18 protein-coding genes are annotated in these 15278 nt (G+C 71.6%); 6 read left to right on the top strand and 12 right to left on the bottom strand.

Annotation, left to right across the window (positions count from 1 at the left end):
- Positions 1–104 precede the first annotated feature (104 nt).
- The 3 genes from AB4Y78_RS07700 to AB4Y78_RS07690 form a co-directional block, all read right to left on the bottom strand.
- On the bottom strand, positions 105–779 hold the full coding sequence (locus AB4Y78_RS07700) for a L,D-transpeptidase family protein (protein WP_202865251.1): 675 nt from the start codon (positions 777–779) through the stop codon (positions 105–107).
- A 179-nt stretch (positions 780–958) separates the two neighbouring features.
- Complete coding sequence (locus AB4Y78_RS07695; RefSeq protein ID WP_306512692.1) at positions 959–1828, bottom strand: HpcH/HpaI aldolase/citrate lyase family protein; 870 nt, start codon at positions 1826–1828, stop codon at positions 959–961.
- Between the two features lie 3 nt (positions 1829–1831).
- On the bottom strand, positions 1832–2902 hold the full coding sequence (locus AB4Y78_RS07690; protein ID WP_007928598.1) for an HpcH/HpaI aldolase/citrate lyase family protein: 1071 nt from the start codon (positions 2900–2902) through the stop codon (positions 1832–1834).
- A 131-nt stretch (positions 2903–3033) separates the two neighbouring features.
- Here AB4Y78_RS07690 and AB4Y78_RS07685 point away from each other — a divergent pair, with 131 nt between their 5' ends.
- From AB4Y78_RS07685 to AB4Y78_RS07670, 4 genes are all read left to right on the top strand, one after another.
- Positions 3034–3543 (top strand): hypothetical protein, encoded by a 510-nt coding sequence (locus AB4Y78_RS07685; RefSeq protein WP_259908711.1) that lies wholly within the window; start codon positions 3034–3036, stop codon positions 3541–3543.
- A gap of 35 nt (positions 3544–3578) precedes the next feature.
- Complete coding sequence (locus AB4Y78_RS07680) at positions 3579–4853, top strand: magnesium transporter MgtE N-terminal domain-containing protein (RefSeq protein WP_007928600.1); 1275 nt, start codon at positions 3579–3581, stop codon at positions 4851–4853.
- Positions 4846–5406 (top strand): DUF1003 domain-containing protein, encoded by a 561-nt coding sequence (locus tag AB4Y78_RS07675; protein ID WP_441737006.1) that lies wholly within the window; start codon positions 4846–4848, stop codon positions 5404–5406. Before AB4Y78_RS07680 ends, AB4Y78_RS07675 begins: the two co-directional genes overlap by 8 nt.
- 106 nt (positions 5407–5512) lie before the next feature.
- Positions 5513–6658, top strand: a complete 1146-nt coding sequence (locus AB4Y78_RS07670; protein WP_259908714.1) for an Mrp/NBP35 family ATP-binding protein — start codon at positions 5513–5515, stop codon at positions 6656–6658.
- 96 nt (positions 6659–6754) lie between these two features.
- Here AB4Y78_RS07670 and AB4Y78_RS07665 read toward each other — a convergent pair whose 3' ends face one another.
- The 3 genes from AB4Y78_RS07665 to sigE are packed head-to-tail and all read right to left on the bottom strand — an operon-like array spanning position 6755 to position 9134.
- Positions 6755–7135: a hypothetical protein gene (locus AB4Y78_RS07665; protein WP_007923753.1), complete on the bottom strand. Its 381-nt coding sequence runs from the start codon at positions 7133–7135 to the stop codon at positions 6755–6757.
- 3 nt (positions 7136–7138) lie between these two features.
- Complete coding sequence (locus tag AB4Y78_RS07660; protein WP_441713647.1) at positions 7139–8461, bottom strand: S1C family serine protease; 1323 nt, start codon at positions 8459–8461, stop codon at positions 7139–7141.
- Between the two features lie 34 nt (positions 8462–8495).
- A complete protein-coding gene (gene sigE, locus AB4Y78_RS07655) occupies positions 8496–9134 on the bottom strand; it encodes an RNA polymerase sigma factor SigE (RefSeq protein WP_441713646.1) in 639 nt (212 codons plus the stop codon).
- Positions 9135–9190: 56 nt separating this feature from the next.
- On the opposite strand from sigE, the gene AB4Y78_RS07650 reads away from it, so the two are divergent.
- Positions 9191–9823 carry an O-methyltransferase gene (locus AB4Y78_RS07650; protein ID WP_441713645.1) on the top strand — a complete coding sequence of 211 codons (633 nt, stop codon included), beginning with the start codon at positions 9191–9193 and terminating at the stop codon, positions 9821–9823.
- 1 nt (position 9824) lies between these two features.
- Here AB4Y78_RS07650 and AB4Y78_RS07645 read toward each other — a convergent pair whose 3' ends face one another.
- The 6 genes from AB4Y78_RS07645 to dapE form a co-directional block, all read right to left on the bottom strand.
- Positions 9825–10181 carry a hypothetical protein gene (locus tag AB4Y78_RS07645; RefSeq protein WP_128277388.1) on the bottom strand — a complete coding sequence of 119 codons (357 nt, stop codon included), beginning with the start codon at positions 10179–10181 and terminating at the stop codon, positions 9825–9827.
- 165 nt (positions 10182–10346) lie between these two features.
- Entirely contained in the window at positions 10347–10523 is a 177-nt protein-coding gene (locus AB4Y78_RS07640) for a DUF3117 domain-containing protein (protein ID WP_007923758.1), read from the bottom strand.
- Between the two features lie 138 nt (positions 10524–10661).
- Positions 10662–11981, bottom strand: coding sequence for a hypothetical protein (locus AB4Y78_RS07635; RefSeq protein ID WP_282071535.1), 1320 nt, complete (start codon positions 11979–11981; stop codon positions 10662–10664).
- Positions 11959–12264 (bottom strand): DivIVA domain-containing protein, encoded by a 306-nt coding sequence (locus tag AB4Y78_RS07630; protein ID WP_128277389.1) that lies wholly within the window; start codon positions 12262–12264, stop codon positions 11959–11961. Before AB4Y78_RS07630 ends, AB4Y78_RS07635 begins: the two co-directional genes overlap by 23 nt.
- A 4-nt stretch (positions 12265–12268) precedes the next feature.
- Positions 12269–13051, bottom strand: coding sequence for a TIGR00730 family Rossman fold protein (locus AB4Y78_RS07625; RefSeq protein ID WP_441713644.1), 783 nt, complete (start codon positions 13049–13051; stop codon positions 12269–12271).
- 9 nt (positions 13052–13060) lie between these two features.
- On the bottom strand, positions 13061–14137 hold the full coding sequence (dapE, locus tag AB4Y78_RS07620) for a succinyl-diaminopimelate desuccinylase (RefSeq protein WP_441713643.1): 1077 nt from the start codon (positions 14135–14137) through the stop codon (positions 13061–13063).
- 206 nt (positions 14138–14343) lie between these two features.
- On the opposite strand from dapE, the gene dapD reads away from it, so the two are divergent.
- Positions 14344–15276 (top strand): 2,3,4,5-tetrahydropyridine-2,6-dicarboxylate N-succinyltransferase, encoded by a 933-nt coding sequence (dapD, locus tag AB4Y78_RS07615; RefSeq protein WP_441713642.1) that lies wholly within the window; start codon positions 14344–14346, stop codon positions 15274–15276.
- The last annotated feature ends 2 nt before the right edge of the window (positions 15277–15278 follow it).

Genomic DNA, 15278 nt, shown 5'->3' with positions numbered 1-15278 from the left:
GGCGCCGCGGCACTGCCATGGAGTCTCAGGGTGTCCTCGACCACGCCCGGGCATGACGAAGGGGGCGAGCCCGGCTCGCCCCCTGCGTCACGTGTGCCTGTGGATCAGTAGACCCAGACCTTGCTGCCGATCGGCGCGAGGTTGGCACTCCACACGTAGTTGATCGCGGCATTCGACAACCGCGCGCAGCCGTGCGAGGCCGCGTACCCGGGGATCGACTTCGCACCGTGGATGGCAATGCCGCCGTTGAAGTACTTCGGCCGCCACAGCTGACCGAGCGGAGCATTGCGCATGCCGTTGATCTGGCGGAAGAAGGTGTAGCGCCCCTTGGGGGTGCGCCAGCCCGCCGCGCCGGTGCTCGTGTTGAAGACCCACTTCACCTTGCCACCGACGACGAACATCATCGTCTGCTTCTCGAGGTTGATCTCGCAGACGTTGCCGCTCTTGGTCTTGGCACCCGGGCGGATCAGCCGGTCGATGACCTTCCACGTCGCCGGGCCGACGACGCCGTCCCGATCGAGGCGGTAGACCTTCTGCACGGCCATGACGGCCTGCTCGGTCGTCGTGCCGTAGAGGCCGTCGCTGCCCGCGTGCCAGTAGCCGCACGCGCGGAGCTTGACCTGGAGCGCCTTGACGTCGCTGCCCTTGCTGCCGAACTTGAGACTGCGGCGGGTGGCTGCCGACGCGGGCGTTGCCAGACCCGCCGCTCCGACGGTGGCGACGGCAGCCGTGGCGAGGCTGCTGCGCATGATGAGCCGGCGCTGCGGAGAGGTCTCCACGTCCGCGACGGCATGACGTGCTTCGTACGTGCCCATCTGAAGTTTCCTTCCTCCGTGGCGGACCCCCTGAAGTCCGCCTTTCCCCCTCAGACGCACCAGCACGTGCCGTGGTTGCCCGAGATGTGAAACATCTTACGGGCAACCCCAGCACGTGCTGGGACGATCCACAGGGACCGAGGTCACGATCTGGCGCTGATCGCCTCGTGCGTCGCAAGGACCCGACGGGCGATGTCCACGTGGAGGTTTTCGATCATCTTGCCGTTGTGGGTGACCACGCCCTTGCCGGCACCGTCCTCCCAGGCCTGCAGGACCCCCTTCGCCTCCTCCACGGCCGCCTCGCTCGGGGCGAAGGTGGAGTTGCACACCTCGACCTGGCCGGGGTGGATGAGGGTCTTGCCGTCGAAGCCCATGTCGCGGCCCTGCTCGCACTCGGCCGTGAAGCCCTCGAGGTCCTTGACCGCGTTGTACACGCCGTCGAGGACGGCGATGCCGGCCTCGCGCCCGGCGAGCAGTGCGAGCGACAGCGACGTGATGAGCGGCGTGCGGCCGGGCACGTGCGCCGCCTGCAGCTCCTTGACGAGGTCGTTGGTGCCGAGGACGAAGGCGACGAGCCGGTCAGAGGCCTGCGCGATCTCGCGGATGTTGAAGATCGCCGCGGGCGTCTCGATCATCGCCCAGAGCTTCGTGTGCTCGGGCGCGCCGGCGGCCTCCATGGCCGCGACGAGCTGACGGACCTCGTCGGCGGTGTTGACCTTGGGCACCACGATGCCGTGCGGGCCGGCCTGCGACGCCGCCGCGATGTCCTCGTCGTGCCACTGCGTGCCGATGCCGTTGACCCGGATCGTCAGCTCGCGGTCGCCGTACTCGCCGGAGCGCACCGCGGCGCACGCCGCCTCGCGCGCGGCCGGCTTGTCGTCGGGACCGACGGCGTCCTCGAGGTCGAGGATCAGCGCGTCGACGGGCAGGGTCTTCGCCTTGTCCAGCGCACGGGCGTTGGAGCTCGGCATGTAGAGGACGGAGCGGCGGGGGGTGTAGGTGCTCTCGGTCATGACTCAGGCCTCCGCGTAGAGCTTGGCGAGCTCGGGGTCGTTGGCGGACAGACGCTCGGCGAGCTCGAGGATCACCATGCACTGCTTGTAGCTGGCGTCGTCCTCCATCTTGCCGTCGATCATCACGGCGCCACCGCCGCTCGGCATCGCGTCCCGCACCTCGCGGGCGTGGGCGACGTCCTCGGCGCTCGGGCTGAAGACCTTCTTGGCGATGTCGATCTGCACCGGGTGCAGGCTCCACGCGCCGACACAGCCGAGGAGGAAGGCATTGCGGAACTGGTCCTCGCAGGCCACGACGTCCTTGATGTCGCCGAAGGGGCCGTAGAAGGGGAAGATCCCGTGCATCGCGCAGGCGTCGACCATGCGGGCGATCGTGTAGTGCCACAGGTCCTGCTGGAAGACCGTGCGCTGGCCCTGGTAGTCCGGGGTGCCGTCGGCTCCCTTCGAGGGGTCCTGACGCACGAGGTAGCCCGGGTGGCCGCCACCGACGCGGGTGGTCTTCATCCGGCGGTCGGCGGCCAGGTCGGCCGGGCCGAGCGAGATGCCCTGCATGCGCGGGCTGGCACCCGCGATGGCCTCGACGTTGGCCATACCGCGGGCGGTCTCGAGGATCGCGTGGACCATGATCGGGCGCTGCACGCCCCCCTTCGCCTCGAGCTGCGCGAGGAGCCGGTCGACGTAGTGGATGTCCTCGGGACCCTGGACCTTGGGGACCATGACGACGTCGAGCTTGTCGCCGATCTGCGTGACGAGGGTCGTCAGGTCGTCGAGGACCCACGGGCTGTCGAGCGCATTGACCCGGGTCCACAGCTGGGTGTGCTCACCGAAGTCGACGTCCTTGGCGATCTGGACGAGGCCCTCGCGCGCGGCCTCCTTCTTGTCCGCGACGACGGCGTCCTCGAGGTTGCCGAGGAGCACGTCGGCGACACCGACCATGTCCGGCACCTTCGCGGCCATCTTCGGGTTGCTCGGGTCGAAGAAGTGGATCATCCGGCTCGGTCGCGCCGGCACCTCGCGGGCCGGGGCGGGCGCCCCGACGGCGAGTGGGGCGAAGAAGTCCTTGGCACTGCGCATGTGTGGCTCGAGTCCTCTCAGGGTGAGCGAAGGGGGTTCGGCCGCAACCTAGCAAGGGGCCGCTCCGGGCCGGTATGACGACCGACACCCGGGACCACCCGGGCCGCCGCGGCCCGGCCTAGGCTGCCGCCATGAGCCAGGTCAACCTCTCCGCCCTCACCACCGAGGCGCTGAAGACGTCCGGTGTGCTGTGGCTCCAGCTGCCCGGCCGCGAGCGCCTCACGTGGTTCGCCACGGGCCAGGACGAGCTCGCCGGGCAGGTCCTCGTCGTCTCCGGCGGCCCCGAGGCCGACCTCGGCCCGCTGCCCGAGCAGCTGCGGCTCGTGCTGCGCAGCAAGGGCGACGGGGGTCGCCTCCTCACCCTGCACGCCGCCGCCCAGGCCCTCTCCCCCGGCAACCCGTGGTGGGAGACCGCCGCGACCACCCTGCTCGGCGAGCGCCTCAACGCACCGGCCGACCTGCTCGACCGGTGGCGGGCGGAGTCGACGATCTGGCTGCTCTCCCCCTTCGGCACACCCGTGCAGGCCCCCGGCCGGCCGGAGCCGGAGGGTGACGCCCGCGTCGCCGGGCCCGTCACCGTCGGCGCCGCCGGCACCCGCGTGCGGCGCCCGTGGCATCTCGGTGGGCGCGGCCGCGGCTGACTCGCCCGGCACGCAGCCGCGGTTAGTCTGTGGGCGTGAGTGCTCCCTCCCGGTTCTTCGTCTCCCGCCTGGCGAGCCTCAACGTCTTCGACCCCCTGGGTGACCAGGTCGGGCGGGTGCGCGACGTCGTCGTCACCTTTTCCCCCTCCCGCCGGCCGCGCGTCATCGGGCTGGTCGTCGAGGTCCCCGGGCGACGCCGCGTCTTCGTCCCCATGACCCGGGTCACCTCGGTCGAGGGTGGCCAAGTCATCACCACCGGCCTGGTCAACATGCGCCGCTTCGAGCAGCGCGCGACCGAGACCCTCGTCCTCGCCGACCTCCTCGAGCGCCCGGTCACCGTCCGCACCGACGACGGCCCGGTCGAGGCGACCGTCGAGGACATCGGCGTCGAGCAGTCCGCGAACCGCAACTGGTCGGTGACCAAGGTCTTCGTCCGCGGTGGTCGCCAGACGCGCCGCGGCCTCCTCGTGCGACGAAGGGGGGAGACCTTCACCGTCCCCGTGGAGGACGTCACCGGCCTGTCCGCGTCGGTGAGCGCCGCCGAGCACTCCGCCGTCAAGCTGCTCGAGTCGGTCGAGGACCTCAAGGCCGCCGACCTCGCCGAAGTCATCGTCGACCTCGCCCCCGAGCGCCGCCAGGCCGTCGTCGCGGCCCTCGACAACGACCGCCTTGCCGACATCCTCCAGGAGCTCGGCGACGACGACCAGGCCGAGATGCTCGGCCTGCTCACCCAGTCCCGCGCCGCCGACGTGCTCGAGGCGATGGACCCCGACGACGCCGCCGACCTGCTGTCGGTCCTCACGCCCGACCGGGCCGAGACCCTCCTGCAGCTCATGACGCCCGACGACGCCGAGCCGCTGCGACGCCTGCTCAGCTACGACGAAAACACGGCCGGTGGTCTCATGACGACCGAGCCGGTGATCCTCGCCCCCGAGGACACCGTCGCCGAGGCCCTCGCCGTCGTGCGCCGCGAGGAGATCACCGCGGCCCTCGCCGCGACCGTCTACGTCTGCAGGCCCCCGCTCGAGACCCCGACCGGCAAGTACCTCGGGATGATCCACATCCAGCGGCTGCTGCGCGAGCCCCCGCACGAGAGCATCGGGCGCTACCTCGACAAGGCGATCGACCCCCTTCGGCCGGACGCACCGCTCGGGCACGTGACCCGCACCCTCGCGACGTACAACCTCATGTCCGCACCGGTCGTGGACGAGGGCGAGCACCTGCTGGGCGCCGTGACGGTCGACGACGTCCTCGACCACATCCTCCCCGAGGACTGGCGCGACGAGAGGCACGAGGTGACCGATGAGTGAGCGTCGACCCACGAGCCGCGTCGACACCCCCCAGGAGGTGCGGCGCCAGCTGATCCGCCGGCCCTCGAGCTTTTCGACGGAGACCTTCGGCGTCCTCTCGGAGAAGTTCGCGCGCTTCATGGGCACGCCGCGCTTCCTCATCTGGATGTCGGTCTTCGTCGTCGTGTGGCTGGCGTGGAACACCTTCGCCCCGGAGGCCGCGCAGTTCGACCCGCGGGCGCTCAACTACACCCTGCTCACGCTCATCCTGTCGCTGCAGGCCTCCTACGCCGCCCCGCTGATCCTCCTCGCGCAGAACCGACAGGACGACCGTGACCGCGTGGCCCTGGAGCAGGACCGCGTGCAGGCCGAGCGGGCGCTCGCCGACACCGAGTACCTGACCCGCGAGGTCGCCGCCCTGCGCATCGCCCTGCGCGACGCCGCGACCCGCGACTTCATCCGCAGCGAGCTGCGCGACCTGCTCGAGGAGATGGAGGTCAAGGGGCTCGAGGTGCGCCGGCGCGAGGAGGACGAGGGCGGCGACGACGTCGAGCCCAAGCCCCTCGCCCCCTGAGGAGGTCGTCCCGCGACCATCTCGACGGGACGCTCCCGGTCCTCCCGGCAGGGTGCGGGGCAGGGTGAGACACAGGCCACTCCTCGCGGCGATCTACGATGGGTCAATGGCTTCTTCGCACCCCACGATCACCGATGAGCAGCTGCGCGAGGCGCTGAGCACGGTCATCGACCCTGAGATCCGGCGCCCCATCACCGAGCTCGGCATGGTCGAGACCGCTGCCGTCGACGCCGCCGGCCTCGCCACCGCGACCATCCTGCTCACGGTCGCCGGGTGCCCGATGAAGGACACCCTGACGACCGACACGACGAAGGCCCTCTCGGCCATCGAGGGCGTCACCGACGTCAAGGTCACCCTCGGCGTCATGAACGACGAGCAGCGCGCCGAGCTCAAGACGCACCTGCGCGGCGGCCAGGCGGAGAAGGAGATCCCCTTCGCCAAGCCCGGCTCGCTGACCCGCGTCTACGCCATCGCCTCCGGCAAGGGCGGCGTCGGCAAGTCGTCGATCACCGCCAACCTCGCCGCGGCCCTCGCCGCCGAGGGCCTCAAGGTCGGCGTCGTCGACGCCGACATCTACGGCTTCTCGATCCCCCGGATGCTCGGCGTGACGCACCCGCCGACCCAGGTCGACGACATGATCCTGCCGCCGATCGCCTCGGACGTGAAGGTCATCTCGATCGGCATGTTCGTCCCCGGCAACCAGCCCGTCGTCTGGCGTGGCCCGATGCTGCACCGTGCGCTGCAGCAGTTCCTCGGTGACGTCTTCTGGGGCGACCTCGACGTCCTGCTCCTCGACCTGCCGCCCGGCACCGGCGACATCGCGATCTCCATCGCCCAGCTCATCCCCAACAGCGAGATCCTCGTCGTGACGACCCCGCAGCAGGCCGCTGCGGAGGTCGCCGAGCGGGCTGGCTCGATCGCCATGCAGACCCACCAGCGTCTCGTCGGAGTCATCGAGAACATGTCCTGGCTCGAGCTCCCCGACGGCTCCCGCCAGGAGCTCTTCGGCGCCGGAGGCGGGCAGTCGGTCGCCGACTCCCTCACCCGCACCGTCGGCGCCGACGTGCCGCTGCTCGGGCAGATCCCGCTCGACGTCAGCCTGCGCGAGGGCTCCGACCAGGGCGCTCCGGCCGTGCTGTCCAACCCCGACGGCCCCGCCGCCGTCGCCCTGCGTGGCATCGCCCGCGGACTCGCGACCCGGTCGCGCGGCCTCGCCGGCCGCAGCCTCGGCCTGACGCCCACCGGTCGCTGACGGCGTACGACCCCGCACGCACGCGAAGGGGGCGAGGAGAGACCGCGTCGCTCTCCTCGCCCCCTTCGTCGTGGGTCTGGCCCGAGGTGGACGGGCTCAGGTCGCCTCGCGGTCCCAGGGCGTGCCCTCGGGGACGCTCGCCAGGGCGAGCGGCTCGACGTGCTCGTCGTCGGCCTCGCCGGCCGTGCGCGCCGCCGGCTTGTCGTCGAGGCTGAAGGCGTCGTCGAGCGGCTCGAGCAGGGCCTGCTTGACGATGCGCCGCGGGTCGTACTGCCGCGGGTCGTACTGACGCCAGTCGAGGTCCTCGTACTCCGGGCCCATCTGCTCCTTGAGCTGGACCTTGGCATCGTTGGCCATCCGTCGCGCCTTGACGACGACGCGGGCGAGCTTGGCCGCGTACTCCGGCAGCTGCTTGGGGCCGAGGATGATGAATGCCAGCAGGATGAGGACGAGGAACTCGGTCCCGTGCACCGGCATGGGTCAGCTCTCCTTAGCCGCTTCAAGCGTCATCGTCAGCTCCTGCTCCTTGCCGTCCCGTCGGACCGTCAGGGTGACCTTATCCCCCACGGCCTTGGCCCGGATGCGGGTGATCAGCTGGTCGACGTCAGTGACCCGGCGACCGTCGAGCTGGGTGATGACGTCACCGGGCTCGACGCCCGCGTCGTCGGCGGGGCCACCCGGCACGACCGCGTCACCGGAGTCGGCCTCGGAGTCCTCGAGGACCTTGGCGCCCTCGTTGGTCCAGCGACGGTCGAGGCTGACACCGATCATCGGGTGCTCGGCCTTGCCCGTCGCGATGAGCTGGTCGACGGTGCGGACGACGACGTCCGAGGGGATCGCGAAGCCGACGCCGATCGACCCCGCGGCCTGCTGCTGACCCGGCACCTGGGCGATCGCCGAGTTGACCCCGATGACGTGGCCCTCGCCGTTGAGCAGCGGCCCACCCGAGTTGCCCGGGTTGATCGCCGCATCGGTCTGGATGGCGGAGATGAAGGACTCGTCGCCCGCCTCGCCCGCGGTCACCGGGCGCTCGAGCGCCGAGACGATGCCGGCGGTGACGGTCGAGCCGAGGCCGAGCGGGGAGCCCACGGCGACGACCTCGTCGCCGACGACGACGTCGTCGGACGAGCCGATCGTCAGCGGCTCGAGGTCGTCGGAGTCGACCTTGAGCACGGCGAGGTCGTAGGAGGAGTCCTGGCCCACCACCTCGGCGTCGTGCCGGGTGCCGTCGGGCAGCTCGATGCTCACGCTGCCCCCGTCGTCCGCGGCGTCGACGACGTGGTCGTTGGTGACGACGTGCCCCTTGTCGTCGTAGACCCAGCCGGACCCGGTGCCGGCGCCCGAGACGCCGCGCACGCGCACCGTGACGACGCTCGGCACGGCATCGGCCGCGATCGACGCGATCGAGCCGTCGGGCCGCTGGGTGGTGTCACCGTCGCGCTGGACGATCGTCGGGCCGTCGTCACCACCGTCGTCGGAGAGCGCCGCCCCACCGACGCCACCGATGCCGCCGGCCAGGAGGGCAGCGGTCAGGGTCATCGCACCCGCTCCGAGCCAGCCGGGCCCGCGGCGCCGAGTCGCCGCCGGGGTGGGCGGCTGCGTCGGCGGGGCACCGACCGCGGTCGGCTGCTGGGCGAAGGGGGCGGCAGCGTGCTGCTGCTCGTAGTGCTCGAAAGGGATGTACGGCGAGCCACCGGCGGGCGCAGCGCCACCTGCCGAGTCACCGGTCTGCGGCAGCGGCTGCGTGGGCGCGGGGGGGCCCTGCGCAGGCCCCTGCTGCTCGCCCGGGTGCGGAGAGCTCATGGGCCGATTGTGCCTTGTCGGGTGGCTGCCGGCGTCACAGGGTGCCGGTGACCGGGCGGGCCAGCGGGAAGCCGGACCCGCCCCGGCGGCGGCTCTCGGTGCGCGTCGACGGGGCTGGCTCGCGGTGGCTCAGGCTCTCGCGCAGCTGGGCGCGGCCGCGGTGGATCCGGGAGCGGACGGTGCCGAGCTTGATGTCGAGCGCCTCGGCGACCTCTTCGTAGGTCAGGCCCTCGATGTCGCACAGGACGACGGCGGCGCGAAACTGCGGGGGCAGTGCGTCGAGAGCCCGCTGGATGTCGCCGTCGAGGTGGTACTCGAGGTAGATCTGCTCCGGGCTGGCCGTCCCGGTGTGCAGCAGGGCGGCGAACTCGTCGGTCAGCGCGTCGAAGCGCAGCCGCTGCTTGCGGCGGGCCCGGTCGAGGAAGAGGTTGGTCGTGATGCGGTGGAGCCACCCCTCGAAGGTCCCGGGGGTGTAGCCGTCGAGGGAGCGGAAGACCCGCACGAAGACGTCGTGCGTGAGGTCCTCCGCGTCGTGGACGTCACCGGTCAGGCGGTAGGCCAGTCGGTAGACGCGCTCACCGTGCTGCTCGACGACCTCGGCCCAGGTCGGCGGGACCCATGGCTCCTCGTCGGAGGTGCGAGCGGTGGCTTCAGTGGTCACGCAGGGCAGCATCCTCGGCCAACCTGAAGGAAGTCTGGGACGGGCCCGCCGGACTAGGGTGGACTCCCATGACCGCCGCCCAGCTCACCAGCCACGCCTACGCCGAGCAGTTCATCGCCGAGGAGGAGTCCGTCGACGCCGCCCGTCGCACGGGGACCGAGCTCGGTGCGACGCCGATCGGGACCGGCGGGGGCGCCGCCCTTCGCCTCCTGGCCGCCGCGGTCGGGGCCCGGCACGTCATCGAGATCGGCACCGGCGCGGGCACCTCCGGCCTGTGGCTGCTCGCCGGCATGCCCGCCGACGGCGTGCTCACCTCGATCGAGATCGAGCCGGAGCACGCGCTGCGGGCCAAGCGATCCTTCGCCTCCGCCGGCATCGCGGCGCAGCGCACCCGGGTCATCACCGGCCGGGCCCTCGACGTCCTGCCGCGGATGAACGACGCGAGCTACGACCTCGTGCACATCGACGCCGACAAGCAGGGTTACCCCGACTACGTCGAGCACGCGATCCGGCTGCTGCGCCCCGGCGGGGTGCTGGCCATGGACAACATGCTCTGGCACGACAAGGTGGCGGACCCGGCGGTGCGCGACGCGACGACCGTGCTGCTGCGCGACCTGGGCAAGCAGCTGCGGGACGACGAGCGGCTCATCCCGAGCCTGCTGCCCGTCGGCGACGGGCTCCTCGCCGCGGTGAAGCGCTAGCTCAGACGCTGCCCGGCCCGGGGCCGCGGCGGAACTGCGCCGGCCCCTCGGCGATCGCCACGACCTCGAAGGGGGTGATCTCCGTCGGGGCGGACCCGATGATCCGGCTGCCGACGGACTCGGCCGCGGTCGCCGTGAACTCGGTGCAGAAGTCGTCGCGGTCCTTGGCGGCGTCGAAGACGTAGGTGCCCTCGAACCACTCCCCCTCGACCATGCGCCAGGTCTTGAAGGCCAGACCGTCGAGGAACATGAAGTTGGCCATCGACGTCCCGACGACGTACTCGCGCAACTGCTCCGCGACGTCGTCGGGGGCGTCGCTCAGCGACCATCGGACGGCGAGCCCGTATCCAGCGTTCATCCAGCGTCCCTCGGTCCCGTCCTGATCTGCATGGTCCCGGCACCGTAACGAGTGCCCGCACGGGCGGGGAACCCCGTGTCATCATCCGAACGGCCACGCCGGCCGGTCGCCGCCCGGGCACGCGAGAGCCCCCGGACGCAGCGTGTCCGGGGGCTCTCGAGCGGGTTACTTCTGCAGGCCCTCGCAGTTGTCGATGGCCTCGCCGAGGGCGAGCACCTCGTCGGGCTTCATCTCGACGACGAGACGGCCACCGCCCTCGAGCGGCATGCGCAGGACGATGCCCCGGCCCTCCTTGACGACCTCGAGCGGACCATCCCCCGTGCGTGGCTTCATTGCCGCCATGTGCGATTCCCTTCGTTACAGACCGACCGGTCCGTCACCGGTCGGTGGCGCCAGAGGCGCCGACGCGTTGCCCCCATTATCCACCTCTTCGTCGTCACGGTCCTAATCCCTGCCGAGCGCGACCTGCTCGGCGACCGGTCACGGAGGCGTGACGTGCCACGGCACGTACGGCAGGAGACCGCACGACCACGCGAAGACACCGAGCACGAGCACGAGCACGACGACCGCCGCGCGCCGCCGCCAGTGCCGCACGACGCGACCTCCGGTCGAGGTGCGCATGACGACGGACGCCACGAGAGCCGCGAGCGGGAAGTCAAGGAGCAGGAAGCGCCACATGCTCGTGATCGGGCGGACGACGGCGAAGAGGTAGAGCGGGTACATGAGGGCCCACATGCGCACCTCGAGCGGGATCCACGCGCCGTGCCGGCCGATGACGAGCGCGAGGTAGGTCGCGACGAGCGCCACCATGACGACGACCGCGAGCAGTCCGCGCTGCTCCCACGCCCAGCTGAACCACAGGACGAAGGGGCCCTGGTCGGGGCGCTGACCCCACGCGGCCTGCACTTGGAAGAAGGCATCGGGCAGCCCGGAGAGGTATCCCACCGTCATCGGCCAGGCGATGCCGGAGATGCCGGTCGCCAGGCACATGAGGACGATGCGCGTGCGGTCGTGGGCGAAGGGGGCAGTGCCGCTCTCCCTGTCGTCGCGCCAGCGCAGCCACAGGTGCGCCAGGACCGCGAGGCCGAGGGGGGCCGCGACGCCGCGGGTGAAGCCGAGGAGGAGCGCGATGAGGGCGACGGTCAGGTAGCGCCCCCGCATGAGCATGAGGAGGGCGGCGGCGATGAGCACCGCGGCGAGCGCTTCGGTGTAGGGCAGGAGCATGACGCCGGTGGCCGGGTAGAAGCACCACAGCGCAGCGGCGACGAAGGCGAGCCGCTCGCGGGCCGGCTGGCTCGCGGCGTGGCCGGGGAAGCTCAGGACCTTCCAGACGAGGACGACCGCGGCCGCGCCGAGCGCGAGGTTGAGCAGGACCGCGGCGGCGGTGAAGGGCAGACCGGTGACCATGAGGAGGCGCACGAGTCCCGGGAAGAGCGGGAAGAAGGCCCAGGCGCTGTAGGTGATCTGCCCGGTCTCGGGGTCGGCGGGGAGCGGGATCGGGTAGCCCTCGGTGACGATCCGCCGGTACCACTCCGTGTCCCACAGGCGAAACATGTCGGGCAGACCCGGGTCGAGGTGCCCGACGCCGGCCGGTGACTGGTAGTAGTGCGCGGCCACCCAGATGCCGAGCAGCGCGACGAGTCGGCTGATCGCGTAGATGACGAGCAGCGCGCGGACCGGCCGGGCGAGGACGGCCCGGCCGGCTGCGGAGCGGCCCGCGGAGGTGCGCCACCACGAGGACGAAGGGAGCCTCCCCCCGGCCTCGCCGGTGGTCGGGTCAGTCGAGGCCCGGGTCGTCATCACGACGCTCGCCGCGACCGGGACGATCCATCTCGAGCTCGGCGATGCGCTGCTGCAGCCGGTCGAGGACCTCGTCGACCTGGTCCATGCGGTACCCGCGCAGCGCGGTGTCGAAGCGCACCAGGTCGATGTCGTCAGCAGCCCACGCCCCTTCCGGCAGGCCGTGGTGGGGGGTGGACCCGACGGGCTCGGCCATGGGGTCGGGCGTCAGGCGACCGGTGACGACGGCGACGAGGACGACGACGACGAAGACCGCGACGAGGGCGAAGAGGATCCACACCATGGCGTCACTCCGGCTGCTCGGGGGTCACGGGGCGCACCCGCGCCAACTCGCGCTTGACGTACTCGACGGCCTCGGTGAGGTCGTCGGTGACGTACAGCCGGTCGATGTCGTCGGGGCTGATCATGCCGCCCTCGAGGACCGACCCCCGCAGCCAGTCGATGAGACCGGCCCAGTAGTCGACGCCGATGAGCACGATGGGGAAGCTCGTCACCTTGCCCGTCTGGGCGAGGGTCACGGCCTCGAAGACCTCGTCGAGGGTGCCGAAGCCACCGGGCAGGACGACGAAGCCCTCGCTGTACTTGACGAACATCGTCTTGCGGGCGAAGAAGTAGCGGAAGTTGATGCCGAGGTCGCAGTAGGGGTTGAGCCCGGCCTCGAAGGGCAGCTCGATGCCCAGGCCCACGCTCGTGCCACCGGCCTCGCGGGCACCGCGGTTGGCGGCCTCCATCGCGCCGGGGCCGCCACCGGTGATGACCGCGTAGCCGGCCTCGGCGACGAGACGACCGAGCTCGACGCCCTGGGCGTAGCCGGGCGAGTCGGCGGGGGTACGGGCGCTGCCGAAGATGCTCACGGCGGGCCCGAGCTCGGCGAGCGCGCCGAAGCCCTCGACGAACTCGGCCTGGATGCGCAGGACGCGCCACGGGTCGGTGTGCAACCAGTCGGCGTGCCCCTTGTCGTCGAGCAGGCGCTGGTCGGTCGTCGACTTGGGCACCTGACGGCCGCGCATGAGCACGGGTCCCTTGTGGTACCACCGGTCGCTGGCGGGCTGGTTCCCCTGATCGGTCACGTCGCGACCCTACGCGAGCCAGCGCAGCACGGCGGCCTCCGCCGCGGTGATCTGCTCGACCGGGCACCGCTCCTCGTCGTGGTGGGCGAGGTTGGGGTCGCCCGGGCCGAAGTTGACGGCCGGGATGCCGAGTGCGCTGAAGCGGGCGACGTCGGTCCAGCCCTCCTTGGGCCCGACGGGCACGTCGAGGGCGGCGACGAAGGCCTGCGCCGCCGGCAGGTCGAGCCCGGGCCGGGCCCCTTCGGCGACGTCGCGCAGGTGCAGCTCGCGGCCGGGCAGCACGGTCTGGACGTAGGCGAGGGCGGCCTCGGTGTCCTTGTCCGGGCTGAAGCGGTAGTTGATGAGCACGCTGCAGCTGTCGGGGATGACGTTGCCGGCGATGCCGCCGCTGATGCCGACCGCCTGGAGCGCCTCGTGGTACTCGAGGCCGTCGACGGTGACGGTCTGCTCCTCGTGGGCCGCGAGGGCGGCGAGCACCTCGTGGGCGTCGTGGATGGCGTTGTGGCCGTTCCACGGGCGGGCCGAGTGGGCGGCGATGCCCTTGGTGAGCACCTCGACGCGCATCGTGCCCTTGCAGCCCCCTTCGACCGTGGCGTTGGTCGGCTCGAGGAGCACGGCGAAGTCCGCGGCGAGCAGCTCGGGGTCGGACTCCGCGAGCAGCTGCAGACCGTTGTAGACGGCGTCGACCTCCTCGGCCTCGTAGAAGAGGAAGGTGACGTCGCGGCTCGGCTCCTCGACGAGGGCGGCCTTGAGCTGGACGGCGACCCCGCCCTTCATGTCGACGGTGCCGCGCCCCCACAGCACGTCGACCCCGCCGACCTGCTCACGTCGGGTCGGCAGGTTGGCCGGCTCGCTCGTCAGCGGCACGGTGTCGATGTGGCCGGCGAGCACGACCCGCTCGTCGCGGGCGAGGTCGGTGCGGGCGATGACTGTGTTGCCCCGCCGGACCACCTCGAGATGCCGAAGGGGGCGCAGCGCGGCCTCGATCGCGTCGGCGATCGGCCCCTCCTCGTGGCTGACCGACTCGATGTCGCACAGCTGCTGGGTGAGGGTGACGACGTCGGCGGTGAGATCCAGGCTCGGCATGGGACCAACCCTAGGCGCTGCGCCCACCCGCCTCTCCCCCTTCGCACGTGCTCCCGGCTCCCCACCGCATTTCCCTAGGGAAATCACTACCCCCCACCGCATTTCCCTAGGGAAATCACCACCCCAGATGACATTTCCCTAGGGAAATGCGGGGCGGGGGATCACGGGTTGGTCGGCGCAGGCGGCCGTTTCGTAGGATCTGGGCCATGACGACGACGCGCGCAGCCTGGGGCCACGGCGTGGCCACCGTGACGACCGAGGGCACCGTCCTCGACACTTGGTACCCCGAGCCGGCGCTCGGCGAGGCCCCCGAGGCCACACAGGTCCCCGAGGAGCTCGTGGCGCTCGCCGGCGAGGACGCCGCCCGCGGCGTGCGCACCGAGGTCGTCACCGTCGCCATCGACCTCGACGCGGCCCCCGAGGGCGCCTCCGACGCCTACCTGCGCCTCCACCTGCTCTCCCACCGCCTCGTCCAGCCCAACACGATCAACCTCGACGGCCTCTTCGGCCAGCTGAGCAATGTCGTGTGGACCAACCACGGCCCGTGCGCGGTCGAGGGCTTCGAGACCACTCGCGCCCGGCTGCGCGCCCGCGGCCCGGTCCAGGTGACGAGCATCGACAAGTTCCCCCGGCTCACCGACTACGTCACCCCCTCCGGCGTGCGCATCGGCGACGCCGACCGCGTCCGCCTCGGCGCCCACCTCGCCTCCGGCACGACCGTCATGCACGAGGGCTTCGTCAACTTCAACGCCGGCACCCTCGGCACCTCGATGGTCGAGGGCCGCATCAGCCAGGGCGTCGTCGTCGGCGACGGCTCCGACATCGGCGGCGGCGCCTCGACGATGGGCACCCTCTCCGGCGGCGGCACCGAGCGGGTCGCCATCGGCGAGCGCTGCCTCGTCGGCGCCGAGGCCGGTGTGGGCATCGCCCTGGGCGACGACTGCGTCGTCGAGGCCGGCCTCTACGTCACCGCCGGCACCAAGGTCACGCTGCCCGATGGCGCCGTCGTCAAGGCCGCCGAGCTCTCCGGCCGCAGCGGCCTGCTCTTCGTCCGCAACTCGGTCACGGGCACCGTCGAGGCCCGCGACCGCACCGGCCACGGCATCGCGCTCAACGACGCCTTGCACGCCAACGACTGACC

The sequence above is a fragment of the Janibacter sp. RAF52 genome, assembly GCF_052114035.1.
GTDB classification, from domain to species: domain Bacteria; phylum Actinomycetota; class Actinomycetes; order Actinomycetales; family Dermatophilaceae; genus Janibacter; species Janibacter hoylei.
The sequence above is the reverse complement of the archived record's forward strand: the minus strand, read 5'-3'. Positions and strand labels throughout refer to the sequence as shown.

What these genes read in the sequence shown, in the direction of transcription:
- AB4Y78_RS07695 (WP_306512692.1), bottom strand. Translation starts at nt 1,828, where the DNA reads ATGACCGAGAGCACCTACACCCCCCGCCGCTCCGTCCTCTACATGCCG.
- AB4Y78_RS07665 (WP_007923753.1), bottom strand. Translation starts at nt 7,135, where the DNA reads ATGCCGGTGCACGGGACCGAGTTCCTCGTCCTCATCCTGCTGGCATTC.
- AB4Y78_RS07685 (WP_259908711.1), top strand. Translation starts at nt 3,034, where the DNA reads ATGAGCCAGGTCAACCTCTCCGCCCTCACCACCGAGGCGCTGAAGACG.
- AB4Y78_RS07645 (WP_128277388.1), bottom strand. Translation starts at nt 10,181, where the DNA reads ATGAACGCTGGATACGGGCTCGCCGTCCGATGGTCGCTGAGCGACGCC.
- AB4Y78_RS07650 (WP_441713645.1), top strand. Translation starts at nt 9,191, where the DNA reads ATGACCGCCGCCCAGCTCACCAGCCACGCCTACGCCGAGCAGTTCATC.
- AB4Y78_RS07640 (WP_007923758.1), bottom strand. Translation starts at nt 10,523, where the DNA reads ATGGCGGCAATGAAGCCACGCACGGGGGATGGTCCGCTCGAGGTCGTC.
- AB4Y78_RS07660 (WP_441713647.1), bottom strand. Translation starts at nt 8,461, where the DNA reads ATGAGCTCTCCGCACCCGGGCGAGCAGCAGGGGCCTGCGCAGGGCCCC.
- AB4Y78_RS07675 (WP_441737006.1), top strand. Translation starts at nt 4,846, where the DNA reads ATGAGTGAGCGTCGACCCACGAGCCGCGTCGACACCCCCCAGGAGGTG.
- AB4Y78_RS07670 (WP_259908714.1), top strand. Translation starts at nt 5,513, where the DNA reads ATGGCTTCTTCGCACCCCACGATCACCGATGAGCAGCTGCGCGAGGCG.
- AB4Y78_RS07690 (WP_007928598.1), bottom strand. Translation starts at nt 2,902, where the DNA reads ATGCGCAGTGCCAAGGACTTCTTCGCCCCACTCGCCGTCGGGGCGCCC.
- AB4Y78_RS07635 (WP_282071535.1), bottom strand. Translation starts at nt 11,981, where the DNA reads ATGACGACCCGGGCCTCGACTGACCCGACCACCGGCGAGGCCGGGGGG.
- AB4Y78_RS07630 (WP_128277389.1), bottom strand. Translation starts at nt 12,264, where the DNA reads ATGGTGTGGATCCTCTTCGCCCTCGTCGCGGTCTTCGTCGTCGTCGTC.
- sigE (WP_441713646.1), bottom strand. Translation starts at nt 9,134, where the DNA reads ATGCTGCCCTGCGTGACCACTGAAGCCACCGCTCGCACCTCCGACGAG.
- dapE (WP_441713643.1), bottom strand. Translation starts at nt 14,137, where the DNA reads ATGCCGAGCCTGGATCTCACCGCCGACGTCGTCACCCTCACCCAGCAG.
- dapD (WP_441713642.1), top strand. Translation starts at nt 14,344, where the DNA reads ATGACGACGACGCGCGCAGCCTGGGGCCACGGCGTGGCCACCGTGACG.